Source organism: Xanthomonas hawaiiensis, from assembly GCF_031834635.1.
GTDB lineage: Bacteria > Pseudomonadota > Gammaproteobacteria > Xanthomonadales > Xanthomonadaceae > Xanthomonas_A > Xanthomonas_A sacchari.
The window spans coordinates 1,112,937-1,136,574 of record NZ_CP115873.1 but is presented as its reverse complement, the minus strand read 5'-3'; the positions used below and the strand labels follow the sequence as shown (position 1 = coordinate 1,136,574).

22 protein-coding genes and 1 tRNA gene are annotated in these 23,638 nt (G+C 69.3%); 9 read left to right on the top strand and 14 right to left on the bottom strand.

Features of this window, described 5'->3' with window-relative positions:
• Positions 1 to 28: 28 nt before the first annotated feature.
• From prpF to prpB, 6 genes are all read right to left on the bottom strand, one after another.
• On the bottom strand, positions 29 to 1,222 hold the full coding sequence (gene prpF, locus PG878_RS05080; RefSeq protein ID WP_209032033.1) for a 2-methylaconitate cis-trans isomerase PrpF: 1,194 nt from the start codon (positions 1,220 to 1,222) through the stop codon (positions 29 to 31).
• A 38-nt stretch (positions 1,223 to 1,260) separates the two neighbouring features.
• On the bottom strand, positions 1,261 to 1,764 hold the full coding sequence (locus PG878_RS05075) for an SRPBCC family protein (protein WP_209032032.1): 504 nt from the start codon (positions 1,762 to 1,764) through the stop codon (positions 1,261 to 1,263).
• 30 nt (positions 1,765 to 1,794) lie between these two features.
• Positions 1,795 to 4,410 (bottom strand): Fe/S-dependent 2-methylisocitrate dehydratase AcnD, encoded by a 2,616-nt coding sequence (gene acnD, locus PG878_RS05070; RefSeq protein WP_209032031.1) that lies wholly within the window; start codon positions 4,408 to 4,410, stop codon positions 1,795 to 1,797.
• Between the two features lie 281 nt (positions 4,411 to 4,691).
• Positions 4,692 to 5,855 carry a bifunctional 2-methylcitrate synthase/citrate synthase gene (prpC, locus tag PG878_RS05065; protein ID WP_209032030.1) on the bottom strand — a complete coding sequence of 388 codons (1,164 nt, stop codon included), beginning with the start codon at positions 5,853 to 5,855 and terminating at the stop codon, positions 4,692 to 4,694.
• Positions 5,856 to 5,895: 40 nt separating this feature from the next.
• A complete protein-coding gene (locus PG878_RS05060) occupies positions 5,896 to 6,504 on the bottom strand; it encodes a DUF1003 domain-containing protein (RefSeq protein ID WP_209032029.1) in 609 nt (202 codons plus the stop codon).
• A gap of 31 nt (positions 6,505 to 6,535) precedes the next feature.
• On the bottom strand, positions 6,536 to 7,423 hold the full coding sequence (gene prpB / locus PG878_RS05055) for a methylisocitrate lyase (protein ID WP_209032028.1): 888 nt from the start codon (positions 7,421 to 7,423) through the stop codon (positions 6,536 to 6,538).
• Between the two features lie 119 nt (positions 7,424 to 7,542).
• Between prpB and PG878_RS05050 the strand changes: the two genes are divergently transcribed.
• From PG878_RS05050 to PG878_RS05030, 5 genes are all read left to right on the top strand, one after another.
• The gene (locus PG878_RS05050; RefSeq protein WP_209032027.1) at positions 7,543 to 8,784 is read left to right on the top strand and encodes a citrate synthase family protein; all 1,242 of its coding nucleotides are present in this window, start codon (positions 7,543 to 7,545) and stop codon (positions 8,782 to 8,784) included.
• Positions 8,785 to 8,858: 74 nt separating this feature from the next.
• Positions 8,859 to 9,467 (top strand): transcriptional repressor LexA, encoded by a 609-nt coding sequence (gene lexA / locus PG878_RS05045; RefSeq protein WP_209032026.1) that lies wholly within the window; start codon positions 8,859 to 8,861, stop codon positions 9,465 to 9,467.
• Entirely contained in the window at positions 9,467 to 10,087 is a 621-nt protein-coding gene (gene imuA / locus PG878_RS05040) for a translesion DNA synthesis-associated protein ImuA (RefSeq protein WP_209032025.1), read from the top strand. Before lexA ends, imuA begins: the two co-directional genes overlap by 1 nt.
• A 10-nt stretch (positions 10,088 to 10,097) precedes the next feature.
• Entirely contained in the window at positions 10,098 to 11,522 is a 1,425-nt protein-coding gene (locus PG878_RS05035; RefSeq protein ID WP_209032024.1) for a Y-family DNA polymerase, read from the top strand.
• Complete coding sequence (locus PG878_RS05030; RefSeq protein WP_244672691.1) at positions 11,519 to 14,731, top strand: error-prone DNA polymerase; 3,213 nt, start codon at positions 11,519 to 11,521, stop codon at positions 14,729 to 14,731. The genes PG878_RS05035 and PG878_RS05030 overlap by 4 nt, the downstream gene beginning before the upstream one ends.
• 82 nt (positions 14,732 to 14,813) lie before the next feature.
• On the opposite strand, the gene PG878_RS05025 is transcribed toward PG878_RS05030, so the two are convergent.
• Complete coding sequence (locus PG878_RS05025) at positions 14,814 to 15,371, bottom strand: nuclear transport factor 2 family protein (RefSeq protein WP_244672690.1); 558 nt, start codon at positions 15,369 to 15,371, stop codon at positions 14,814 to 14,816.
• A 13-nt stretch (positions 15,372 to 15,384) separates the two neighbouring features.
• On the opposite strand from PG878_RS05025, the gene PG878_RS05020 reads away from it, so the two are divergent.
• Positions 15,385 to 16,110, top strand: coding sequence for an ArsR/SmtB family transcription factor (locus PG878_RS05020; protein ID WP_209032023.1), 726 nt, complete (start codon positions 15,385 to 15,387; stop codon positions 16,108 to 16,110).
• 236 nt (positions 16,111 to 16,346) lie between these two features.
• Here the strand turns inward: PG878_RS05020 and PG878_RS05015 are convergent, their stop codons facing one another.
• Positions 16,347 to 17,108: a DNA-formamidopyrimidine glycosylase family protein gene (locus tag PG878_RS05015; protein WP_209032022.1), complete on the bottom strand. Its 762-nt coding sequence runs from the start codon at positions 17,106 to 17,108 to the stop codon at positions 16,347 to 16,349.
• Positions 17,109 to 17,271: 163 nt separating this feature from the next.
• On the opposite strand from PG878_RS05015, the gene PG878_RS05010 reads away from it, so the two are divergent.
• The 3 genes from PG878_RS05010 (at position 17,272) to PG878_RS05000 (ending at position 18,760) form a co-directional block, all read left to right on the top strand.
• Positions 17,272 to 17,520, top strand: a complete 249-nt coding sequence (locus PG878_RS05010) for a type II toxin-antitoxin system Phd/YefM family antitoxin (protein ID WP_209032021.1) — start codon at positions 17,272 to 17,274, stop codon at positions 17,518 to 17,520.
• A gap of 40 nt (positions 17,521 to 17,560) precedes the next feature.
• Complete coding sequence (locus tag PG878_RS20815; protein ID WP_425611774.1) at positions 17,561 to 17,683, top strand: type II toxin-antitoxin system YoeB family toxin; 123 nt, start codon at positions 17,561 to 17,563, stop codon at positions 17,681 to 17,683.
• A gap of 360 nt (positions 17,684 to 18,043) precedes the next feature.
• Positions 18,044 to 18,760: a DUF4145 domain-containing protein gene (locus PG878_RS05000; RefSeq protein WP_209032020.1), complete on the top strand. Its 717-nt coding sequence runs from the start codon at positions 18,044 to 18,046 to the stop codon at positions 18,758 to 18,760.
• A 187-nt stretch (positions 18,761 to 18,947) separates the two neighbouring features.
• Here PG878_RS05000 and PG878_RS04995 read toward each other — a convergent pair.
• The 6 genes from PG878_RS04995 to PG878_RS04970 form a co-directional block, all read right to left on the bottom strand.
• A tRNA-Val gene (locus PG878_RS04995) sits at positions 18,948 to 19,022 on the bottom strand.
• Between the two features lie 87 nt (positions 19,023 to 19,109).
• The gene (locus PG878_RS04990) at positions 19,110 to 19,463 is read right to left on the bottom strand and encodes a PilZ domain-containing protein (protein WP_010342469.1); all 354 of its coding nucleotides are present in this window, start codon (positions 19,461 to 19,463) and stop codon (positions 19,110 to 19,112) included.
• Entirely contained in the window at positions 19,460 to 20,422 is a 963-nt protein-coding gene (locus tag PG878_RS04985) for a DNA polymerase III subunit delta' (RefSeq protein ID WP_209032019.1), read from the bottom strand. Before PG878_RS04985 ends, PG878_RS04990 begins: the two co-directional genes overlap by 4 nt.
• Positions 20,419 to 21,090, bottom strand: coding sequence for a dTMP kinase (gene tmk, locus PG878_RS04980; protein WP_209032018.1), 672 nt, complete (start codon positions 21,088 to 21,090; stop codon positions 20,419 to 20,421). Before tmk ends, PG878_RS04985 begins: the two co-directional genes overlap by 4 nt.
• Positions 21,087 to 22,154: an endolytic transglycosylase MltG gene (mltG, locus tag PG878_RS04975; RefSeq protein ID WP_425611762.1), complete on the bottom strand. Its 1,068-nt coding sequence runs from the start codon at positions 22,152 to 22,154 to the stop codon at positions 21,087 to 21,089. The genes tmk and mltG overlap by 4 nt, the downstream gene beginning before the upstream one ends.
• 68 nt (positions 22,155 to 22,222) lie before the next feature.
• Positions 22,223 to 23,572, bottom strand: coding sequence for an aminodeoxychorismate synthase component I (locus tag PG878_RS04970; protein WP_209032016.1), 1,350 nt, complete (start codon positions 23,570 to 23,572; stop codon positions 22,223 to 22,225).
• Positions 23,573 to 23,638 lie beyond the last annotated feature (66 nt).

Sequence of the window (23,638 nt, the reverse complement as noted above, 5' to 3'; positions counted from 1 at the left end):
AACTTGCGCCTCCGCACGGCCTGCCGGCTCAGCCCGCCGGCGTCGCCGGCACGCGCACCCAGCCTTCCATCAGCACGCGCGCGCTGCGGCTCATCAAGGCCTTGGTGACGGTCCACTGGCCGTCCGCCTGGCGCGCCTCGGCGCCGACCCGCAAGGTGCCCGAGGGGTGGCCGAAGCGCACCGCGGTGCGTTCGCCGCCGCCGGCGGCGCGGTTGACCAGGGTGCCGGGGATCGCCGCGGCGGTGCCGATCGCCACCGCCGCGGTGCCCATCATCGCGTGGTGCAGCTTGCCCATCGACATCGCCCGCACCAGCAGATCGATGTCGGCGGCCGCCACCGGCTTGCCGCTAGAGGCGGTGTAGTCCGCCGGCGGCGCCACGAAGGCGACCTTGGGCGTGTGCTGGCGCGTCGCCGCGTCTTCAAGCGTGGCGATCAGGCCCATGCGCAGCGCGCCGTACGCGCGGATGGTTTCGAAGCGCTGCAGCGCCTGCGCATCGCCGTTGATCGCGTCCTGCAATTCGGTGCCCTGATACCCCAGCGCCTGCGCCTCCAGGAAGATGGTGGGAATGCCGGCGTTGATCAGGGTCGCCTGAAACGTGCCGACGCCCGGCACCTCCAGCGTGTCGACCAGATTGCCGGTGGGGAACATGGCACCGCCGGCGCCGTCCTCGTCGGCCGCCGGGTCGAGGAATTCCAGCGCGATCTCCGCCGCCGGGAAGGTCACCCCGTCCAGCTCGAAATCGCCGGTCTCCTGCACCGCGCCGTCGGTCATCGGCACCTGCGCGACGATGGTCTTGCCGATGTTGGCCTGCCAGATCCGCACCGTGGCCACGCCATCGCGCGGAATCCGCGCCGGATCGACCAGCCCGGCGGCGATCGCGAACGGCCCCACCGCCGCCGACAGGTTGCCGCAGTTGCCGCTCCAGTCCACGAACGCACGCTCGATCGCCACTTGGCCGAACAGATAGTCCACGTCGTGGTCCGGGCGCGTACTCGGCGCCACGATCACGGTCTTGCTGGTGCTGGAGGTGGCCCCACCCATGCCGTCGATCTGCTTGGCGTACGGATCGGGACTGCCGATCACCCGCTGCAGCAGCGCATCGCGCGCCGGGCCCGGCGTCTGCGCCGCCGCGGGCAGGTCCTGCAGGCGGAAGAACACGCCCTTGGAGGTGCCACCGCGCATGTAGGTGGCGGGGATGCGGAGTTGCGGAGCGTGGGCCATGGCGGTTCCAGGTGCGTGCGAAAAGAAGAGACGGCGGATCAGGGCGAATCGGGAATCTCGGGTTCGACCAGCTGCGTCAGCAGGGTCAGCGACTCCTGCCAGCCGAGATGGCAGAACTCCACCGGGATCTGCGGCGGGATGCCCTCCTGCACGATCTCCAGCGCGGTGCCGCAGGCCACCGGCCGCAGCCGCACGGTCACGATCATCTCGCCGGGCAGGTCCGGGTTGTCGAAGCGGTCGGTGTGTCGGATCAACTGGCCGGGCACCAATTCCAGGTAGGTGCCGCCGAAGGCGCTGCTGGTGCCGGTGCCGAGGTTGGTGAAACTCATCCGGAAGCTGCCGCCCACCCGCGCGTCCAGCGCATGCACGGTGGCGACGAAGCCGTGCGGCGGCAGCCATTTGACCAGCGCCGCCGGCTCCAGGAAGGCGCGGTAGATGCGCTCGGCGGGCGCGCGCAGCACGCGATGCAACTGGACGGTCCCGGTGGTGGTGGCGGACGGGGTCATGGCGGTCTCCTCGGCGGTGGCGGGCGCGGCCAGCATGGCACGCGCCCGATGACAGCGGCAGCCGGTTCAGGCGCTGCGGGCGTCCTCGAGGAAGTCCTGGGCGAAGCGCTGCAGCACACCGCCGGCCTCGTAGATGGACACTTCCTCATTGCTGTCCAGGCGGCACAGCACCGGCACCTCCACCGCGTCGCCATCCTTGCGCACGATGCGCAGGGTCAGCGTGGCGCCCGGGGTGCGCGCACCGACCACGTCGAAGGTCTCGCTGCCGTCGATGCCCAGGGTGGTGCGCGTGGTGCCCGGCAGGAACTGCAGCGGCAGCACGCCCATGCCGATCAGGTTGGTGCGGTGGATGCGCTCGAAGCCTTCGGCGACGATGGCCTCGACCCCGGCCAGGCGCACGCCCTTGGCCGCCCAGTCGCGCGAGGAGCCCTGGCCGTAGTCGGCGCCGGCGATCACGATCAGCGGCTGCTTGCGCGCCATGTAGGTCTCGATCGCTTCCCACATGCGCAGCACCTGCCCGTCCGGCTCCAGCCGGGTCAGCGAGCCCTGCTGCACCTTGCCGTCGACCACCGCCATTTCGTTGATCAGCTTCGGGTTGGCGAAGGTGGCGCGCTGCGCGGTGAGGTGGTCGCCGCGATGGGTGGCGTAGGAATTGAAGTCCTCCTCCGGCACGCCCATGTGCGCCAGGTATTCGCCGGCGGCGCTGTCGGCCAGGATCGCGTTGGACGGCGACAGGTGATCGGTGGTGATGTTGTCGCCGAGCACCGCCAGCGCGCGCATGCCGCGCAGCGTGCGCTCGCCGGCCAGCGCGCCTTCCCAGTACGGCGGGCGGCGGATGTAGGTGCTGCGCGGGCGCCAGGCGTACAGCGGCGCCACCGGCGCGCCCTGCTCCACGCGCACGTTGAACATCGGTGCGTACACCTGACGAAACTGCTCCGGCTTCACCGCCGCCCGCACCGCCGCATCGATCTCGGCGTCGCTGGGCCAGATGTCCTTCAGCCGCACCTCGCGCCCGTCGGCGTCGGTGCCCAGCACGTCCTTCTCGATATCGAAGCGGACGGTGCCGGCGATGGCGTAGGCGATCACCAGCGGCGGCGAGGCCAGGAACGCCTGCTTGGCGTAGGGATGGATGCGCCCGTCGAAGTTGCGGTTGCCCGACAGCACCGCGGTGGCGTACAGGTCGCGCGCCACGATCTCCTGCTGGATGCGCGGATCCAGCGCGCCGCTCATGCCGTTGCAGGTGGTGCAGGCGAAGGCGACGATGCCGAAGCCCAGCGCCTCCAGGTCCGGCAGCAAACCGGCCTCTTCCAGGTACAGCTGCACCGCCTTGGATCCGGGCGCCAGCGAGGTCTTCACCCACGGCTTGCGGGCCAGGCCGCGCGCGCGTGCATTGCGCGCCAGCAGGCCGGCGGCGATGACGTTGCGCGGGTTGGAGGTGTTCGTGCAACTGGTGATGGCGGCGATGATCACCGCGCCGTCGGGCATGCGCCCCTGCGCCTGCTCGGCCTGGCCGGCGGCCAGCTTGGTGGCGTCGGCGATGCCGCGCGCGGCCAGCTCGGTGGTCGCCACGCGCTTGTGCGGGTTGCTGGGGCCGGCCATGTTGCGCACTACCTGCGACAGGTCGAAGCGCAGCACGCGCTCGTACTGCGCGGTGGCCAGCGCATCGGCCCACAGCCCGGTGGTGCGCGCGTACTGCTCCACCAGCGCCACCTGCGCTTCCTCGCGCCCGGTCAGGCGCAGGTAGTCGAGGGTCTGCTGGTCGATGTAGAACATCGCCGCGGTGGCGCCGTATTCCGGGCACATGTTGGAGATGGTGGCGCGGTCGCCGATGGTCAGCGCCGCGGCACCTTCGCCGAAGAATTCCAGATACGCGCCGACCACGCGCTCCTGGCGCAGGAACTCGGTCAGCGCCAGCACCACGTCGGTGGCGGTGATGCCGGGTTGCAGCCGGCCGCTCAGTTCGACGCCGACGATGTCCGGCAGGCGCATCCACGAGGCACGACCGAGCATCACGCTCTCCGCTTCCAGCCCGCCGACGCCGATCGCGATCACGCCCAGCGCGTCCACGTGCGGGGTGTGGCTGTCGGTGCCCACGCAGGTATCGGGGAAGGCGACGCCGTCGTGCACGTAGATCACCGGCGACATCTTCTCCAGATTGATCTGGTGCATGATGCCGTTGCCCGGCGGGATCACGTCCACGTTGCGGAATGCGCGCTTGCTCCAGTCGATGAAGTGGAAGCGGTCCTCGTTGCGACGATCCTCGATCGCGCGGTTCTTGGCGAAGGCCTGCGGATCGTCGCCGCCGCATTCCACCGCCAGCGAGTGGTCGACGATCAACTGCACCGGCACCACCGGATTGACCTTGGCCGGGTCGCCGCCCTGCTCGGCGATGGCATCGCGCAGGCCTGCCAGATCCACCAGCGCGGTCTGGCCGAGGATGTCGTGGCACACCACCCGCGCCGGAAACCACGGGAAATCCAGGTCGCGGCGGCGCTCGATCAGCTGCAGCAGGGCATCGTGCAGCAGGTCCGGATCGCAGCGGCGCACCAGGTTCTCGGCGAACACGCGCGAGACATACGGCAAGCCGGCATAGGCGCCCGGGCTGATCGCATCGACTGCGGCCTGCGCGTCGAAATAGTCCAGCGCGGTGCCCGGAAGGGATTTACGGTAGTGGCTGTTCATGGCTGGCTACAGTAGAAAAAAAGCGAAGACGGATCCCTTCTCCCACCGGGAGAAGGTGCCCCGAAGGGGCGGATGAGGGTACGGGCGAAGCCTGGTGCAACCCGATTTCTCATGAGGGCGGATGAGGGTACGGGCGAAGCCTGGTGCAATCCGATTCCTCATGAGGGGCGGATGAGGGTACGGGCGCTAGAGAGTTGTCTGTAGGAAAGGCCTTCCATCGCAGACGTCCCTAGCCGCCGTACCCTCACCCCCGACCCCTCTCCCGATGGGAGAGGGGAGGATCAGCTGCGCTGATCGATCGGCACGAACGCCTGATCCTCCGGTCCCACGTAGTGCGCGCTGGGGCGGATGATCTTGCCGTCGATGCGCTGCTCGATGATGTGCGCGCTCCAGCCGGCGGTGCGGGCGATCACGAACAGCGGCGTGAACATCGCCGTCGGCACGCCCATCATGTGGTAGCTGACCGCGCTGAACCAGTCCAGGTTCGGGAACATCTTCTTGATGTCCCACATCACCGTCTCCAGGCGCTCGGCGATGTCGTACATCTTGCGGCTGCCCTGCGCCTCTGACAGTTCGCGCGCCACGTCCTTGATGACCTGGTTGCGCGGATCGGACACCGTGTACACCGGGTGGCCGAAGCCGATGATCACTTCCTTGCGCTCGACCCGCGCGCGGATGTCGGCCTCGGCCTCGTCCGGGGTGTCGTAGCGCTTCTGCACCTCGAAGGCGACTTCGTTGGCGCCGCCGTGCTTGGGCCCGCGCAGCGCGCCGATGCCGCCGGCGATGGCGCTGTACATGTCGCTGCCGGTGCCGGCGATGACCCGGCAGGCGAAGGTCGACGCGTTGAACTCGTGCTCGGCGTACAGGATCAGGCTGGTGTGCATCGCCTGCACCCATTCTTCGTGCGGCTTGAAACCGTGCAGCAGGCGCAGGAAGTGTCCGCCGATCGAATCGTCGTCGGTCTCCACCTCGATGCGCCGGCCGTTGTGGCTGTAGTGGTACCAGTACAGCAGCATCGAGCCGAGGCTGGCCATCAGCTTGTCGGCGATGTCGCGCGCGCCGGGATGGTTGTGGTCGTCCTTCTCCGGCTGCACGCAACCCAGCACCGACACGCCGGTGCGCATCACGTCCATCGGATGCGCCGACGGCGGCAACTGCTCCAGCGCGGCCTTGACCGCGGCCGGGATGCCGCGCAGCGAGCGCAGCTTGGCCTTGTAGCCGCGCAGCTCGCTGTTGCTGGGCAGCTTGCCGTGCACCAGCAGGTAGGCGATCTCCTCGAACTGGCTGCTGCGCGCCAGGTCCAGGATGTCGTAGCCGCGGTAGTGCAGGTCGTTGCCGCTGCGGCCCACCGTGCACAGCGCGGTGTTGCCGGCGGCGGTGCCGGACAGGGCCACCGATTTCTTCGGCTTGAAGGCGGGGGCGGTCTGCGGAGCGGTGTCGTTCATGGCGAATCTCCCGGTGTTGCGGTCGGATGAGTGCGGTGGATCAGGGGGCCTGCGGTTGCGGCGGCGGCGAGACGCCGGCGCGCTCAAGCAGTTGCTGCAGCATGAGGATCTGTCGGTTCTGCAGGTCCACCAGCGTCGCCCAGTCCTGCTCGCGCAACTGGTTGAGCTTCTCGTGCACCTGCAGGATCTCCAGCTCGGCCTTGATGTTCACTTCGTAGTCGTTCTGCGCGTGCAGGCGGTCCACTGCCGCCTGACGGTTCTGGCTCATCATGATCACCGGCGCCTGGATCGCGGCCAGGCACGACAGGCAAAGGTTGAGCAGGATGTAGGGATACGGATCGAAGGCGTGCACCAGCACCAGGCTGTTGAGCACGATCCAGCCCAGCAGCACCACGCAGAAGCCGATGATGAATGTCCAGCTGCCGCCGATCGCGGCGACGCGGTCGGCGACGCGCTCGCCCAGCGAGCGGTCGCGGTCGGCCTGCTTGACGATGTCGCGGGCCACATGGCGCTTGGCGATGAAGCGCTCCACCACCTCGCGCTCGGCCTCGGACAGCTTGTCCAGTTCGGTCTGCAGCAGGTGCCGCGCGGTCTGGCGACGATCGATGCGGCTGCGCAGGAACGACGCAGCGCTGGCATGGGTATTCATGGGCAGGCTCGGGCAGGAAAATCGCCGCCGATCATGCGCCCTTGCCGGCGAACAGCGCATCCAGGCGCTGCTCGAAGGCGTGGTAGCCGATGCGCTCGTACAGCTCCTCGCGGGTCTGCATGCGCTCGAGCACCGCCTGCTGGTGGCCGTCGCGGCGGATCGCGGTGTACACGTCCTCGGCGGCCTTGTTGGCGGCACGGAACGCCGACAGCGGGAACAACTGGATCGCCACGCCGGCCGCGGCCAGTTCGTCGCGGGTGAACAGCGGGGTCTTGCCGAACTCGGTGATGTTGGCCAGCACCGGCACCTTCACCGCGTCGACGAACCGGCGGTAGGTGTCCAGGTCGTAGGCGGCCTCGGCGAAGATGCCGTCGGCGCCGGCCTCCACGCAGGCGATGGCGCGTTCGATCGCCGCGTCCACGCCCTCGGTCTGGATCGCATCGGTGCGCGCGATCAGGAAGAAATCCGGATCGGTCTTGGCATCGGCCGCGGCCTTGACCCGATCCACCATCTCGCCCTGGCTGACGATCTCCTTGCCCGGGCGGTGGCCGCAGCGCTTGGCACCGACCTGGTCCTCGATGTGGCAGGCGGCCGCGCCGGCCTTGATCAGCGCCTTGATGGTGCGCTCGATGTTGAACGCACTCGGCCCGAAGCCGGTGTCGATGTCCACCAGCAGCGGCAGCGAGCACACGTCGGTGATGCGACGCACGTCGATCAGCACGTCTTCAAGCGTGTTGATGCCCAGGTCCGGCAGGCCCAGCGAGCCGGCGGCGACGCCGCCGCCGGACAGATAGATGGCCTTGTAGCCGGCGCGTTGCGCCAGCAGCGCATGGTTGGCGTTGATCGCGCCGATCACCTGCAACGGCGCTTCGGCGGCCAGGGCGGCGCGGAAACCGGCGCCGGAGGAAACGAGGGACATGGGCGGCTCCTGACGAAGAGGCGGCGGCGCCCCGCCGGGCGTTCCGCGATGGGCGCCAATCTGGCACTCTCGCCGGCACGGATCAATCTTGATTCAATGAATCAACCTATCGTCCCTTCATGTCCGACGCCCCCGACCGCAACCTGATCTCCGCCGCCCAGGCCTGCGCCCTGCTCGGCATCAGCAGCGCCACCCTGTACGCCTACGTCAGCCGCGGCCTGCTCAGTTCGCGCGCCGGTCCCGACCACCGCAGCCGCGCCTACCTGCGCGCCGAAGTGGAACGGCTGGCGCAGCGCAAGCGCGCCGGCCGCGGCGCCGCGCGTGGCGCCGCGCAGAGCCTGGACCGCGGCCTGCCGGTGCTGGAGACGCGGATCTCGCTGATCCGCCCCGACGGCCCCTACTACCGCGGACGCTCGGCGGTGGCCATGGTGCGAGCCGGCGCCAGCCTGGAGGACGTCGCCCGGCTGCTGTGGGACTGCCCCGACGGCGAAGACCCGTTCGCCAGCGCGCCGGCCGTGCCGTGGCCGGCAGTGCTGGCGCCGCTGGCCGGGCATGCCACGCTGCCGCCGCTGGAACGCGCCATGGCCTGCATCCCGCTGCTGGCCCTGGAGCTGCGCCAGTCGCTCAACGCCGCCCCCGGCGTGCGCCGCGAAATCGCCGCCACCCTGCTGCGGCAGAACGCCGCGCTGCTGGTCGGCACCGCGCCGGACGCGCGCCCGCTGCATCGCCTGATCGCCGACCACTGGCGCCCCGGCGACGCCGACTTCGCCGAGCTGGTGCGCGCCGCGCTGCTGCTGTGCGCCGACCACGAACTCAACGTCTCCGCCTTCGCCGCCCGCGTGGTCGCCTCCACCGGCGCGCCGCTGCACGCCACCGTCAGCGCCGGCCTGGCCGCCCTGTCCGGCCCACGCCACGGCGGCGCCACCGCCCGCGCCCATGCCCTGCTGCGCGACGCCCAGGACGCGCCCAGCGCCGCCGCCCTGATCGCCGAACGCTGGCAGCGCGGCGACGACCTGCCCGGCTTCCACCACGCCCTGTACCCCGACGGCGACCCGCGCGCGGCCGAAGTGCTGCGCCTGCTGCGCGAACGCAGCGGCGGCAGCGCGCGCATGCAGCACGTGGACGCGGTGATCGCCGCCGCCCAGGACTGCAGCGGCCAGCGCCCGAACATCGACTGCCTGCTGGCCGCGCTCTGCTTCGTCCACGACCTGCCGGCGGCGCATGCCCTGGTGCTGTTCGCCGCCGCCCGCCAGGCCGGCTGGCTGGCCCACGCCCTGGAGCAGCAGGCCCTGGGCAAGCTGATCCGGCCCCGCGCCCGCTACGCCGGGGCGATGCCGGAGGATGGCGCTGGGCGCGGCTGACACAGTCGGGAGACGCCGAACGCGTTCAGCGCCCCTCTCGCCAAGGCCGCGCCCCAGGTGTACAAATGTACACCATGACCACCCTGTCCCCGCAGCGCGCCGCCATCCTCGCCTACGTCCATGCCTGCATTGAGCAGGACGGGCGGCCGCCGAGCCTGGCCGAGATCGCCGAACGCTTCGGCTTCGCCTCGCGCAATGCCGCGCGCAAGCACGTGCAGGCGCTGGTCGAGGCCGGGCTGCTGGCGCAGGTGCCGCAGCAGGCGCGCAGCCTGCGCCCGGCGCAGGCCGGTAGCCGCAGCGAACTGCTGCAACTGCCGGTGCTGGGCCGGGTCGCCGCCGGTGCGCCGATCGGCGCCGACATCGGCCTGGACCAGCAGTTGCGCCTGGACCGCGCGGTGTTCGCACTGCGCCCGGACTACCTGCTGCGGGTGCAGGGCGATTCGATGATCGACGACGGCATCCTCGACGGCGACCTGGTCGGGGTGCGCCGCGCCGCCGACGCGCGCAACGGCCAGATCGTGGTGGCGCGGCTGGACGGCGAACTCACCATCAAGCGCTACCGCGCCGATGGCGACGGCATCGCCCTGCTGCCGCGCAATCCCGCCTATGTGCCGATCGTGGTCGGCCGCGGGCAGGACTTCGCCATCGAAGGGCATTACTGCGGCCTGATCCGGCCCGGCTGATGGCCGCCGTCGTCGCCCTCGACCGCCTGCTGGCCGAGCGCCGGGTCTGGCGCGGCCAGCCGACGGCGCTGCCGCCCAGCGCGCAGCCCACCGGGCACGCCGCGCTGGACGCGGTGCTGCCCGCGCGCGGCTGGCCGGAGATGGCGCTGACCGAGCTGCTGCACGCCGCCGACGGCATCGGCGAACTGCAGTTGCTGTGGCCGACGCTGGCGCGGCTGTCGCAGGGCGGCGGCCGCATCGTGCTGGTCGATCCGCCGTACCTGCCCTACCCCGCCGCCTGGGCGCAGGCCGGGGTGGCGCTGGCGCAGCTGCAGATCGTCCATGCCGGCGCCGACGCGGCCTGGGCCGCCGAACAGTGCCTGCGCGCCGGCAGTTGCGCGGCGGTGCTGTGCTGGCCGGGACTGGCCGGCGACAAGACCCTGCGCCGGCTGCAGGTGGCCGCCGAGACCGGGCGCACCCTGGGCTTCGCCTACCGGCCGCTGAAGGCCGCCGCCAATCCGTCGCCGGCCGCGCTGCGCATCGCCATCGACGCCGCGCCGGCGCAACTGCGCGTGCTCAAGTGCCGCGGCGGGCTGCCGCCGGTGCAGCCGATCGCCCTGTCCGCCCTGGCGACCGGGTGAGACCGCACGCATGCGCTGGGCCTGCATCCTGTTGCCGCAACTGGCGCTGGACACCGTCCTGCGTCGCTGGCCGACGCCGGACGAACCGCTGGCGCTGCTCGACGGCCCGCCGCAGCGGCGCACGCTGAAAGCGGTCAACGCCGCCGCGCGCGCCCGCGGCCTGCGCCCCGGGCAATCCCTGGTCACCGCGCAGGCGCTGTGCGACCGCTTCGCCACCGCCCTGCACGATGCCGAAGAAAGCCGCCGCAGCCAGCAGTTCCTCGCGGCGTGGGCATACCGCTTCAGTTCGCTGGTCAGCACCGACTACCCCGGCGCGCTGCTGCTCGAGATCGAAGCCAGCCTCGGTCTGTTCGGGCCCTGGCCGCGCTTCGAGGCACGGCTGCGCGAGGAACTGACCGCGCTGGGCTTCCGCCACCGCATCGTGGTCGCGCCGCATCCGCTGGCCGCGCGTGCGCTGGTCAATGCCCACGACGGCATCGCCCTGCTCGACAACGCCGCGCTGCAGCGCGCGCTGGGGCAGTTGCCGATCGCCCGCGCCGGGCTGCCACCCGCGCTGGCCGACGGCTTCGCGCGGATGGGCCTGCGCCGCCTGCAGCAGTTGTTCGCGCTGCCGCGCACCGGGCTGGCGCGGCGCTATCCGCCGGCCCTGCTGCAGCACCTGGACGCGCTGCGCGGGCAGGCGCCACTGCCGTTGCAGTACTACCTGCCGCCGGACCGCTTCGATGCGCGCGTGGAACTGGGCTATGCCACCGAATCCAACCAGGCGCTGCTGTTCCCGCTGCGTCGCCTGACCCAGGACCTGGCCGCGTTCCTGGCCGGGCGCGATGGCGGCGTGCAGCGCTTCCGCCTGCTACTGGAACACGAGGACCTGGAGCCCAGCGTGGTGCCGGTGGGCCTGCTCGCCGCCGAGCGCGATGCGGCGATGCTGTTCGAACTGGCGCGTGGGCGCCTGCAGCAGGCCAGCGTGCCGGCGCCGGTGCAGGCGCTGCGCCTGTGCGCCGACGAACTGCCGCCCTTCGTGCCGGCCGCGCGCGAACTGTTCGACGAACGCGCGCAGCAGGCGCTGCCGTGGGAACAACTGCGCGAACGCCTGCGCGCGCGCCTGGGCGACGACGCCGTGCATGGCCTGCGCGCGCACGCCGACCATCGCCCCGAACTGGCCTGGCGCGCCGAGTCCAGCACGGCACGCAGCACGGCCACACCCGCAGCCAACGCGCCGCCACGCCCCGGCTGGCTGCTGCCGCGACCGATCCCATTGCGCGAACGCACGCCCGAACGCCTGGCCGGGCCGGAGCGCATCGAGAGCGGCTGGTGGGACGACGGCGACGTGCGTCGCGACTACTACGTGGTGCGCACCCGCCAGGGCCAGCGCGCCTGGGCCTTCGCCCCGGCCGACGCATCGGACGCGCTGATGCTGCACGGCTGGTTCGCATGAGCCACACCCCGCCGCATCCGCGCATGCCGCCGCGCCTGCGGCTGCTGCCGACGCCTGCGTCTGCGCCAGCCAGCGCACCCACCGCCAGCGCGCCGCGTACGCCAGCCGACGCCGCGCTGCCCGACTACGCCGAACTGCATTGCCTGTCCAACTTCAGCTTCCAGCGCGGCGCCTCGCATCCGTGGGAACTGTGCGAACGCGCGCTGCACCACGGCTACCGCGCCCTGGCGGTCACCGACGAATGCAGCCTGGCCGGCATCGTGCGCGCGTGGCAGGCGGCCCGGGACATGCGCCTGCACCTCATCGTCGGCAGCGAGATCCAGTTCGAGCACGGCCCCAAGCTGGTGCTGCTGGCCGAGACCCTGCACGGCTACCAGCGGCTGTGCCGGCTGATCACCCTGGCCCGGCGCCGCGCCGACAAGGGCCGCTACTGCGCGCTGCGCGAGGATCTGGCCAACGCAGACAACGGCGACGGCCTGCTGTGCCTGTGGCTGCCGCGCGGCGACGGCGACGACGCCGCGGATGGCGCCTGGCTGCAGGCACGCTTCCCGCAGCGGCTGTGGCTGGCAGTGGAATTGCTGCGCGGCCCCGACGACGCCGCGCTGCTGCAGGCACGCCTGCAGTTGGCGCATGCACTGCAACTGCCCGCCGTGGCCAGCGGCGACGTGCACATGCATGCGCGCGGCCGCCGTGCGCTGCAGGACACCTTGACCGCCATCCGCCAGCGCCTGCCGCTGCACGAAGCCGGCGCCCACCTGTATCCCAACGGCGAACGTCACCTGCGCCCGCGCGCCACGCTGGCGACGCTGTATCCGCCGGCGCTGCTGGCCGAAACGGTGCGCATCGCGCAGCGCTGCAGTTTCAATCTCGAGCAACTGCAGTATGAGTACCCGCACGAACTGGTGCCGCCCGGGCACACGCCCACGCAATGGCTGCGCATCCTCACCGAACGCGGCGCGGCCGAGCGCTGGCCGCACGGCGTGCCGGACAAGGCGCGACGCCTGATCGAACACGAACTCGGCGTGATCGAGCGGCTGAAGTACGAGTCCTACTTCCTTACCGTCTACGACCTGGTGCGCTTCGCACGCTCCAAGGACATCCTGTGCCAGGGCCGCGGCTCGGCGGCGAACTCGGCGGTGTGCTACGCGCTGGGCATCACCGCGATCGATCCGGATCGCATCGGCATGCTGTTCGAGCGCTTCATCTCCGAGAAGCGCAAGGAGCGGCCGGACATCGACATCGATTTCGAGCACGACCGCCGCGAGGAAGTGATCCAGTACATTTTCAACCACTACGGCCGCGAGCGCGCCGCCCTGGCGGCGGTGGCCATCAGCTACCACACGCGCAGCGCGGTACGCGACGTGGCGCGCGCGCTGGGCCTGCCCAGCGACACCGTCGATGCGCTGTCGTCCGCACTGGGCCAGCGCGACCCGGTGGAGTCGGCGCAGGAACTGCTGCGCGAGCGCGGCTTCGACCCGGACACGCCGGTGATGCGTCGGCTACTGGTGCTCGCCGGCCAACTGATCGGCTTCCCGCGGCACCTGTCGCAGCATCCCGGCGGATTCGTCATCTCCGAGCATGCGCTGCACACCCTGGTGCCGGTGGAGAACGCGACCATGGCCGAGCGCACCGTGATCCAGTGGGACAAGGACGACCTGGAACTGGTCGGGCTGATGAAGGTCGACGTGCTCGCGCTGGGCATGCTCAGCGCGCTGCGGCGCACCCTGGACCTGCTGCGCGCGCACCGCGGCCGCGACTACACGCTCGCCACCATTCCCGCCGAAGACCCGCAGACCTACGCGATGATCCAGCGCGCCGACACCATCGGCGTGTTCCAGATCGAATCGCGCGCGCAGATGGCGATGCTGCCGCGGCTGCAGCCTGAAGAGTTCTACGACCTGGTCATCCAGGTGGCGATCGTGCGCCCCGGGCCGATCCAGGGCGGCATGGTGCATCCGTATCTGCGCCGGCGCAGCGGCGAGGAAGCCACCGACGATCTGCCTCCGGAACTATTCAAGGTCTTCGAACGAACGCTCGGCGTGCCCTTGTTTCAGGAGCAGGTGATGCAGCTGGCGGTGGTCGCCGCCGACTATACGCCCGACGAAGCCGATCAACTGCGCCGCTCGATGGCCGCCTGGAAACGCCACGGCGGCCTGGAACCGCATCGCGACAAGCTGTTGGAGGGCATGCTGAAAAATAACTACAGCGCCGAATTCGCCGGACGCATCTTCGAACAGATCAAGGGCTTCGGCAGCTACGGCTTCCCCGAAAGCCACGCCGCCAGTTTCGCCCTGCTCACCTACGCCAGTTGCTGGCTCAAGTGCCACGAACCGGCGGCGTTCACCTGCGCCCTGATCAACAGCTGGCCGATGGGCTTCTACAGCCCCGACCAGTTGCTGCAGGACGCGCGCCGCCACGGCCTGCAGGTGCGGCCGGTGGACGTGCGCTACAGCGGCTGGGACTGCAGCCTGGAAGCGTACAGCCCCGATCCCAAGGTGCAGCCGGCGATCCGCCTCGGCCTGCGCCTGGTCCGCGGCCTGGCCGAGGACGCCGCGCTGCGCCTGCAACAAGCGCGTGCGCAGGCACCGTTCCACGACCTCGCCGACCTGTGCCACCGCGCCGCGCTCGACGACAAGGCCCGCGCCGCCCTCGCCGACGCCGGCGCGTTGAAAGCGCTGGCCGGCCATCGCCACCGCGCACGCTGGGCCGTGGCCGGCGTCGAGGCACAGCGCCCCCTGTTCGAAGCGCTGGCAGCCACGCCCGAACAGCAGGTCGCGCTGCCGCTGCCCAGCCAGGGCGAGGACATCCGCGCCGACTACGCGACGCTCGGCACCACCCTGGGCAAGCACCCGCTGACCCTGCTGCGCGCGCAGCTACGCGCGCGCCGCTACCGCCATTCCGGCGAACTGCGCGCGTTGCCGCACGCCAGCGCCGTCGCCATCGCCGGCCTGGTGACCATGCGCCAGCGCCCGCAGACCGCCAGCGGCGTCACCTTCGTCACCCTCGAAGACGAGCACGGCCTGGTCAACGTGGTGGTGTGGCGGCGCCTGGCCGAACGCCAGCGCCAGGCCCTGCTCGAATCCCGGCTGCTGCTGGTGCGCGGTCGCGTCGAAACCGAAGGCAAGGTCCGCCATCTGATCGCCGCCCACCTCGAGGACCTGACACCCATGCTGCTCGGCCTGGACATCCGCAGCCGCGATTTTCATTGAGGTCGCGGCCACGGCGACGCGCCGGATCGCCGCGACATGTGCGCACGTGCAGCCGCGTGCGAAGACCGCAACATCCGCAAGTTCAGGACTGCTTGCCCAGCGCAGCCAACAACGTCTGCACGCCCTTCCAGCCCCAGTACACGCGATGGCAGGCGATCAACCCAGCGGCGTCCAGGTCCATCACTTCCACCAGATCGACCTGATCGCCCTGCGGCGTGTCGCGCGGATACTCCCAGACCAATTGCCGCCCCGCGACATGGCAGTGGCCACTGCGATACCAACGCCCCAGGCCGTTCTCGGGCTGGGCGAAGGACGCGGCAAAGAACGTCGCGATAGCCTCGCGGCCCTGCAGCCGCCCGTCCTGTCGCGTCGCCGACACCACATAGGCCAAGGGCGATTCCAGCTGTACGTCCGGCGCATACAGCGCCATCAACGCCGGCAGATCGCGCGCGACCACATGCCGATGCCAGTGTTCGAACACATCATGCGCAGCGCGCTCAGCGGGGTTCGTCGACGTTTCGTTCGTCTGCATCGGCAGGCTCCGGTGGGAATGCGCGCAGTCTAGGAATCCGCCGCCGGCATCGTTTCGGTGCGCATCGAAACGTCGCGGCGCGGCCGGTCCTATGATGGCCGCGTCCATCGGGAGCGCGACGATGCATCTGGAACATCCCAAGCTGGCAGCGACCGCGTTCCTGATCGCCGATCCGGCCCGCGCCGCCATGCTGATGGCACTGCTCGATGGACGCGCACTGCCGGCCGGCGAACTGGCCTTCGCCGGCGGCGTCACCCCGCAGACCGCGAGCGCGCACCTGGCAAAGCTGCTGGAGGGCGGCCTGCTCACGGTCGAGGTCCAGGGCCGCCATCGCTACTACCGCCTTGCCAACGCGCACGTCGCCACCGTGCTCGAAACCCTGGCCACCCTCGCACCACCACAGACGTCGCGCTGCCGCCGCCCGCACCGCGACGCCCAGCCGCTGCGCCTGGCGCGCTGCTGCTACGACCACCTCGCCGGGCGCCTCGGCGTGGCGGTCGCCGAGGCACTGGAACAGCGCGCCTGGCTGACCACGCACGACGACGCCACCCACTACGCCGTCTCCAGCGATGGCGCGGCGTGGTTCGCGCGCATGGGCATGGACCTGCCGCACCTCGCGCAAGGCCGCCGCGCCATGGCCCGGCGCTGCCTGGACTGGACCGAACGCCGCCATCACCTCGCAGGCTCCCTTGGCGCCGCCCTGCTCGATCAGTTCTGCGCCAGACACTGGCTACGCCGCGCCGACGGCTCCCGCGCATTGGTAATCACCGATCTCGGCTGGGCCAGCCTGCAGGCCGAGTTGGGCATTCGCCGCCTGGAAGACGACGCACTGACACTGGATCGCTGAAGCGCGCCAGCACGGCATGGATGGCGCACCCGCTGCGCGAGATGCAGTGGCGCATACATGGTAATGGACCATTCCAATCAATCACGCGCTTGCCGCGGCTCCGCGTGACGCGCTGTTCCTCGCAGGAGCGGCTTCAGCCGCGACTTGGCCGTACCGGTAACGCCCATCGCGGCTGAAGCCGCTCCTACGAATGCACCCTCGGTCGTGGCTGAAAGCTCCCAACTGCCGGTGCAGGTCTAACCCGACGCCTCCACGCCCTCCAGCTTATACAGGCGCTGGCAATGCTCGCAGAAGAACGCGCGCCGCTGCGCCTTGCCGAGTTGCTTGCGATAGGTGAGCAGATGGCCATCGCGCGGACACACCGTCTTGGTGTGCACCTGGTAGTGCTTCTTCAGTTCGTAGGCTTTCTTCCAACGATAGAAATCGAAGCTGTACTCACGCGCCTGCGTCACCAGTTCGCCCAGCTTCCGCGGCGACAACGCACCGATCTCGCTCTCGGGATGCACGCGGATGCGGTGCAGCACCTCGTTCTTGATGATGTTGCCAACCCCGGCGAACACGTCCTGGTCCAGCAAGGCATCGGCGGCGAGCGTATGCGGCCGCAGCCGCAACTTGCGCCGCGCCTGCGCCGCATCCCAGTCGGGATTCATCACGTCCGCGGTCCAGTCGTAGGCCGCATCCAGCGGACCGTCGATGAACTTGATCGAACATGCGTAGAAGTTCAGCTCCTCGCCCTTGGCGAAGCCCAGGCTCAAGCGCGCCGACGCATCCTTGCGCGCATTGATCCGGTAGCTGCCGAACAGCAGGAAGTGGATGCGCACACTGAACGCATCGAACTCGATCAGGAAATGCTTGCCCCAACTGCGCAGCGAGAGAATCTTGCGGTTGCGCATCCGCTCCAGGTCCAGCTTGCTGTTGCCGGACACCCGCAACACCTTGCGCCCGGCGAACGCGGCGGCTTCTTCCTTGAGGATGACGATCGAGGGGCCTTCGGGCATGGCTGCAGTATCGAGCGCCCATGTGAGCGGATCGTGAGCTGCACATGCCTCTTTGCTGCAGGTCGCACTGTGCCCTACCCCAGCGCCTGATCGTTGACTAGGAAGCGTTGGTTGACACATTTCAGTCTGAAGCGCACAAACTCTGAAAACTCGGAGCCCAATCATGGACACCATCACCTACAGCATTGCACACGCCTCTCTGGCAGACATCATGGATCGCGTGATCAACAAGCACGAGCCAGTGATCATCAGGTACAGCGAGCAAGCAGTGGTCATGCTGTCACTGGAGAACTACAAGGCGATGGAGGAAACAGCCTCTCTGCTACGAAGCCCGAAGAATGCGCAGCGCCTGCTGGAATCCATCGCCCAACTCGAATCCGGTTGCGACAAGGCGCGGAAACAGAGTGAGTGACGCTGAAGTTCCCGGACAATGCCTGTGAGGAGCACCTCTACTGGCAACAGGCCGACAGAAAGATGCTCGGCATATCAACGACCTGATCAAGGCCGTTCAACGCGATTCCTTCCAGGGCATCGACAAACCCGAAACGCTACGCCATATCCTGGCCGGCTATTGATCGCGAAAAATCAAGGACGAACATCGCATTGTTTACAAGGTCGAGCATGGTTTACCGCTGATGCGCAATTGCGGCATCACTACGTGCAGCCCTCTAACGCCGCACTTGCTACTGACTGCTTCTAAATTCGTCGTCAACAGTCAGCGGAAATTCTTCAGAAACCACCGCCGATACATACCAAGGCCGACAATACACGAGCCACCCCGTGCAGCCATAACGGGTTAGCAACCAACGGGACACCGCAGCTTGCGGTACGTAACGAACCAAGCCAAGGTAACTCAGCAAGGGATTTTAGCGACGCCTTTTCCATGGCAGACTGTGCGCTATGCCAAGCGCACCACAGGAAAGGAAGAAAACATTATGTCTGGATTCAATTGGCAGTGCCCGCACTGCAATCACTACGTCACCATCACCAGTGATCGATTTGAAATCATTAATAATTATCTTGAGATAGATAATGCGCTCGGAAATATTGGCTGCCAGGTCCGTTTCCACGTTTGCCCAAATTCGTCCTGCCGGCAGCCAACATTCGATCTTCGCTTCAACCAATGGGCGTACTCCCACCCTGGTATACGTGAGCGGAAATTTGGAAAATTGCTGCGCTCCTGGCGTCTCTATCCAGAAGGTGCTGCCAAGCCATTCCCAGACTATATCCCTGAAGCGATCCGCAACGACTATCGAGAAGCGTGCCTGATTGTGGATCTTAGCCCAAAGGCTTCGGCGACACTTTCGCGCCGTTGTTTGCAAGGGATTTTACGTGATTTTTGGAAGGTAAAGTCTGGCACGCTATGGCATGAGATTCAGCAGGTCGAAGACAAGACAGACGCTGTGACGTGGGCGGCCATCAACGCCGTCCGCGAGATTGGGAACATCGGCGCACACATGGAAAAGGATATCAATGTCATCGTTGACGTTGACTCTGGTGAAGCCGAAATGCTGATTAAGCTTGTCGAGACTTTGCTCACCGAGTGGTACATCGCTCGCCATGATCGGGAACAGCGCATGAAGGCAATCACTTCTGCTGCGGCTGCCAAAAAGGCTCCGCCTATCACTCCCACAGACAACGCTAAGGAGTAATCACAGCGGCCGAGACCTCCTTCCCTGTGCACCCCATCCGATCGGATGACTTGGCAGGCTTCGCACATAGGCAGCAGATCTGCTATTGCGGCGAGTGCTGTCCTGCAACATTTGCCCGATGCTTTGAAGGAAGGCAGAACACAAATACAAAGGCCACCGCAAGGTGGCCGTAGGTCATCATCTTGTGTGGTGGGCGGTGCAGGGTTCGAACCTGCGACCCTTGCCGTGTGAAGGCAATGCTCTACCGCTGAGCTAACCGCCCGTGTCGCGAGCCGCACATTATAGGGGTGTGGCGCGCGGCGTCAATGGGTCCTTTCGAGGATCGCGGCATGGCGTCGCCGCGCGGCCGCTACATGGTCTGGGTGGGCTTGTCGGCGTTGAGGATGCCGGCCAGCTGGGTCTCGATCTTGGTGCGGATGGTCTCGCCTTCGCTGTTGTCCGGCAGTTGCACGCCGATGCCGGCGGCGCGGTTGCCCTGGGCTCCGACCGGGGTCACCCAGATCACCTTGCCGGCCACCGGCAGGCGCTCGCTGGAATCGGGCAGGGTCAGCAGCAGGAACACTTCGTCGCCGAGGAAGTAGCGCTTGGGGGTGGGCACGAAGATGCCGCCGTTCTTCACGAACGGCATGTAGGCGTTGTACAGCGCCGCCTTGTCCTTCACCGCCAGCGACAGGATGCCCTGCCGTCCGCTCATCGCGCTCATCGTTGTGCCCCTCTCCGGGCCGGGCGATCGCCATCGCGCCAGGCCAGCAACAGTTCCGCGATCGCCAGGTCGGCGCGCACGGTGGTCCGCAGCAGATCGCGGGTGCGATTGGCGGCGTCGAACCACGCGGCCAGCTTGTGCAATCGTGCCGGGTCGGTCAAGCCGGCTTGCGACGCCTGGGCAAGCGCCAGGTCGGCGGCATGGCCCAGGCGCTGCTCGGCGAACCCATCGCTGCTCCAGCGCTGCGCGGCGTCCAGCGTGCCGAGCTTGCCGGCCGCGACCTGCTCCAGGTCGGCGGCCACCTGCCGGCGCAGCTTCAATCCGTCCTCGCGCAGCCACTGCGCGGCCAGGCCGGGATGGCCGCGCGCGGCGTCCAGCGCTTCGCGCGCGGTCTTCTCGGGAAAGTCCTGCGCCAGCAACCAGGCGATCGCTTCGTCGGCCGGCGGCAACTTGAACTCCAGGCGCTGGCAACGGCTGCGGATGGTCGCCGGCAACCGCGCCGGCTGCGCGCTGATCAGCCACAGGTAGCGGCCGGGCTGCGGTTCTTCCAACGTCTTCAGCAAGGCGTTGCAGGCGGCGCGGTTGATCGCGTCGGCCGGGTCCACCACCACCACCTGGGCCACGCCGTACTGCGGGGTCAGCGCCAGCTTCTGCGAGATCTCGCGCACCTGTTCGATGACGATCTCGGTGCGCAGCTTGTCGCCGGTGCGGTTGGGGATGAACGAAATTAGGTGCAGGTCCGGATGGGTGCCGGCGGCGATCAACTGCGCGCTGCGCAGGGCCGCGGCCGGTTCGCCTTGGCCCAGCACGTGCGCGGCCAGCTTCAGCGCCACCGCGCGCTTGCCCAGGCCTTCCGGCCCGCAGATCAGCAGGCCATGGCCGAGGCGGCCGGCATCGAGCGCGGCCACGGTCTGGTCGTAGGCGCGCTGCTGCCACGGCGAAAACGGCAGATCGCTCATGGCGTCGGCTCCTGTTGCTGCTGCATCCACGCCGCCAGCGCGGCGGAGACCGCCTGCGCCACCGCCTGCGGCGGCTGGCTGGCGTCGATGACGCGGAAGCGCTGCGGATCCTGCGCAGCGCGCTGGCGGAAGCCGGCACGCACGCGCTGGAAGAAATCGTCCTGCTCGCTCTCGATGCGGTCCGGCCACAGGTCGCGGCCGCTAGTGCGGGCGCGGCCGATCTGCACGTCCAGATCCAGCAGCAGGGTCAGCCCCGGCTGCAGGCCGACCGCACGCCGTTCCAGGTCGGCGATCCAGGCGCGGTCCAGGCCGCGGCCCTCGCCCTGGTAGGCGTAGCTGGAATCGGTGAAGCGGTCGCTGACCACGTAGGCGCCGCGCTGCAGCGCCGGGCGGATTACCTCGCGCACGTGCTGCGCGCGCGCGGCGAACACCAGCAGCAGTTCGGTCTCGGCGGCCAGCGGCTCGGCGACTTCGCCGGGCGTCTTGTCCAGCAGCAGCCCGCGGATGCGTTCGGCCAGCGGCGTGCCGCCCGGCTCGCGAGTCAGCACCACCTCGTGGCCCTGCCCCTGCAGCGACTCACGGATCGCGTTGATCGCGGTGGTCTTGCCGGCGCCCTCGCCGCCTTCCAGGCTGACGAAGCGATGGTGACGCAGCACGGCCTCGCTCATGGCGTCACCGCCGCGCCGTTGCGCGCCTGGCGCAGGCGCTGCAGGTAGCGCGCCACCGCCGCGTTGTGCTCGGCATAGCTGGAGGAGAACGCATGCGCGCCGCTGCCGTCGCCGATGGCCACGAAATACAGGCTGTCGCCCGGCGCCGGGTTGGTGGCGGCACGCAGCGCCTCGCGGCCGGGCATGGCGATCGGGGTCGGGGTCAGGCCGGTGCGGGTGTAGGTGTTGTACGGCGTGTCGGTCTCCAGGTCGCGCTTGCGGATGTTGCCGTCGTAAGCGCTGCCGATGCCGTAGATCACGCTCGGGTCGGTCTGCAGTTTCATGCCCAGTTGCAGGCGGCGCACGAACACGCCGGCGATCTGCGGGCGCTCGGCGGCCAGGCCGGTCTCCTTCTCCACGATCGAGGCCAGGATCAGCGCCTGCTCCGGCGACTGCAGCGGCAGATCCTTGGCGCGCGCGTCCCAGGCCTCGGCCAGGGCCTTGTCCATCGCCGCATACGCGCGGCGCAGCAGCTGCAGATCGGTGTCGCCGCGCTGGTAGAGGTAGGTCTCGGGCAGGAAGCGGCCTTCCGGATGCTGGCCGGGCTGGCCGAGCTTGGCCATCAGTTCGCTGTCGCTGAGGTCGGTGGTGGTGTGCACCAGCGGCGTGGCCGCTTTCAAGGCGCTGCGCAGCTGGCGCACGTTCCAGCCTTCGACGATGGTGAAGCGGTACTGGATCACCTGGCCCTTGCGCATGCGCAGCAGCAGCTCGCGCGGGCTCAGCGCCGGCTGCAGCGCGTACTCGCCGAACTTGAGCTTGCCGGCCACGCCCAGCTCGCGCGCCAGCACCTGCCACTGCAGGTCGCTGCCCTGGGTCACGCCGGCCGCGCGCAGCTTGCGCAGCACGCCGTTGAGCGAGGCGCCGCGCGCCACTTCCACGCTGGGCTGGCTCGCCTGCAGCGGTTGCTCGGCGAAGGCGCGATAGCTGTGCCACCACCAGTCGCCGGCCGCGGCCACCAGCAGCGCCAGCACCAGCAATGTCCCCAGCAGGGTCAGACACCCGCGTTTAGCCCAAGCCACGACCACCTCGGAGCGAATTCAATGGCGTGCAGGATACCGCGCAGCCGGTGCTGCCCGGTATCGCGCCGCCCGGCTCACGGCTCCAGCGCGCGCAGCAGGCCGCGTGCCTTGGCCCGGGTCTCGTCGAGTTCGCGCTCCGGGTCGGAATCGAACACGATGCCGGCGCCGGTGCGGAACTGCACCTGCGCGCCGTCCACCTCGGCGGTGCGGATGAGGATGTTCAGGTCCATGTCGCCGTCGCGGTTGAGCCAGCCGAACGCGCCGGTGTAGGCGCCGCGCGGGGTCTGCTCCAGCTCGGCGATGATCTGCATGCAGCGCACCTTGGGGCAGCCGGTGATGGTGCCGCCCGGGAAGGTGGCGCGGATCGTCTCGCCCGGGGTAGTCCCCGCACGCAGCCGGCCGCGCACGTTGCTGACGATGTGGTGCACGTGGGCGTAGCTCTCCACGGTCATCAGTTCGTCGACCTCGACGCTGCCCGGCGCGCAGATCCGCCCCAGGTCGTTGCGCTCCAGGTCGATCAGCATCACGTGCTCGGCGCGCTCCTTGGGATGCCCGACCAGTTCGCGAATGCGCGCGGCCTCGTCGTCGCCCGGCGCGCGTGCGCGGGTGCCGGCGATCGGCCGGGTCTCGACCACGTCGCCGCGCACCGACACCAGCCGTTCCGGCGAGGAACTGACCACGGCGCGGCCGTGGCCGACGAACAGGCCGGCGAACGGCGCCGGATTGGCGCGGCGCAGTTGCGCGTACAGTGCCGCCGGGGCAAGCGGCGCGGCGAAGCGCGCCGACCAGCGCCGCGACAGGTTGACCTGGAACACGTCGCCGGCACGCAGGTAGTCGAGGATGCGGCGCACGCCGTCGACGAAGCGCTGCGGCGGGTCTTCCTCGATCGCCAGCGGCGCCTGCCAGGCCGGCGCAGGCGCCGCCGCAGGCAGCGCCTGCAGATCGGCGAGCACGGCCTCCAGCAGCGCCGCATGCGCGGGCTCGGCCAGCGCCACGCAGTCGCCAGTGACGTGGTCGCGCAACAGCGCGGCGGGGCAGCGCAAGGCCAGCGCGGCGGGCGTCGCTGCGGTGGAGGGCGGCAGTTGCAGCACCGGCTCCACCTGCGCAGCGAGTTCGTAGTCCAGCAGCAGCGCCCAGCCGCCGCGGAACGGCCAGCGCGGCTCGTCGCGTTCGCAGCGCTCGGCCTGCCAGCGCGCGTCCAGCGCATCGAGGAAATCGCCGGCGACAGCCGCGCCATCCAACGCGCGAGTGACCCCGTCGCGATCCAGCCGCAGGCCCTGCCCGTCGGCGACCAGCAGTAGATCCCAACGCCCCTGCGCCGTACCCGACGCCGCCGATTCCAGCAGCACCGGATACCGCTCAGGCGCCAGGCGATGCAGCGCCAGCAGATCGACCTCGGCCGGCAAGGAAACGGTACGCAGCATCGAGGCTCCGCTGGAAGAATGAAAGAAACGTCAGGAAACGGGAGGCGTCGCCAGACAAGCTCCAAG

Excerpts from the sequence above, each read along its gene's own strand:
- prpF (WP_209032033.1), bottom strand. The coding sequence starts at position 1,222 with ATGGCCCACGCTCCGCAACTCCGCATCCCCGCCACCTACATGCGCGGT.
- PG878_RS05075 (WP_209032032.1), bottom strand. The coding sequence starts at position 1,764 with ATGCTGGCCGCGCCCGCCACCGCCGAGGAGACCGCCATGACCCCGTCC.
- acnD (WP_209032031.1), bottom strand. The coding sequence starts at position 4,410 with ATGAACAGCCACTACCGTAAATCCCTTCCGGGCACCGCGCTGGACTAT.
- prpC (WP_209032030.1), bottom strand. The coding sequence starts at position 5,855 with ATGAACGACACCGCTCCGCAGACCGCCCCCGCCTTCAAGCCGAAGAAA.
- PG878_RS05060 (WP_209032029.1), bottom strand. The coding sequence starts at position 6,504 with ATGAATACCCATGCCAGCGCTGCGTCGTTCCTGCGCAGCCGCATCGAT.
- prpB (WP_209032028.1), bottom strand. The coding sequence starts at position 7,423 with ATGTCCCTCGTTTCCTCCGGCGCCGGTTTCCGCGCCGCCCTGGCCGCC.
- PG878_RS05050 (WP_209032027.1), top strand. The coding sequence starts at position 7,543 with ATGTCCGACGCCCCCGACCGCAACCTGATCTCCGCCGCCCAGGCCTGC.
- lexA (WP_209032026.1), top strand. The coding sequence starts at position 8,859 with ATGACCACCCTGTCCCCGCAGCGCGCCGCCATCCTCGCCTACGTCCAT.
- imuA (WP_209032025.1), top strand. The coding sequence starts at position 9,467 with ATGGCCGCCGTCGTCGCCCTCGACCGCCTGCTGGCCGAGCGCCGGGTC.
- PG878_RS05035 (WP_209032024.1), top strand. The coding sequence starts at position 10,098 with ATGCGCTGGGCCTGCATCCTGTTGCCGCAACTGGCGCTGGACACCGTC.
- PG878_RS05030 (WP_244672691.1), top strand. The coding sequence starts at position 11,519 with ATGAGCCACACCCCGCCGCATCCGCGCATGCCGCCGCGCCTGCGGCTG.
- PG878_RS05025 (WP_244672690.1), bottom strand. The coding sequence starts at position 15,371 with ATGGACGCGGCCATCATAGGACCGGCCGCGCCGCGACGTTTCGATGCG.
- PG878_RS05020 (WP_209032023.1), top strand. The coding sequence starts at position 15,385 with ATGCATCTGGAACATCCCAAGCTGGCAGCGACCGCGTTCCTGATCGCC.
- PG878_RS05015 (WP_209032022.1), bottom strand. The coding sequence starts at position 17,108 with ATGCCCGAAGGCCCCTCGATCGTCATCCTCAAGGAAGAAGCCGCCGCG.
- PG878_RS05010 (WP_209032021.1), top strand. The coding sequence starts at position 17,272 with ATGGACACCATCACCTACAGCATTGCACACGCCTCTCTGGCAGACATC.
- PG878_RS05000 (WP_209032020.1), top strand. The coding sequence starts at position 18,044 with ATGTCTGGATTCAATTGGCAGTGCCCGCACTGCAATCACTACGTCACC.
- PG878_RS04990 (WP_010342469.1), bottom strand. The coding sequence starts at position 19,463 with ATGAGCGCGATGAGCGGACGGCAGGGCATCCTGTCGCTGGCGGTGAAG.
- PG878_RS04985 (WP_209032019.1), bottom strand. The coding sequence starts at position 20,422 with ATGAGCGATCTGCCGTTTTCGCCGTGGCAGCAGCGCGCCTACGACCAG.
- tmk (WP_209032018.1), bottom strand. The coding sequence starts at position 21,090 with ATGAGCGAGGCCGTGCTGCGTCACCATCGCTTCGTCAGCCTGGAAGGC.
- PG878_RS04970 (WP_209032016.1), bottom strand. The coding sequence starts at position 23,572 with ATGCTGCGTACCGTTTCCTTGCCGGCCGAGGTCGATCTGCTGGCGCTG.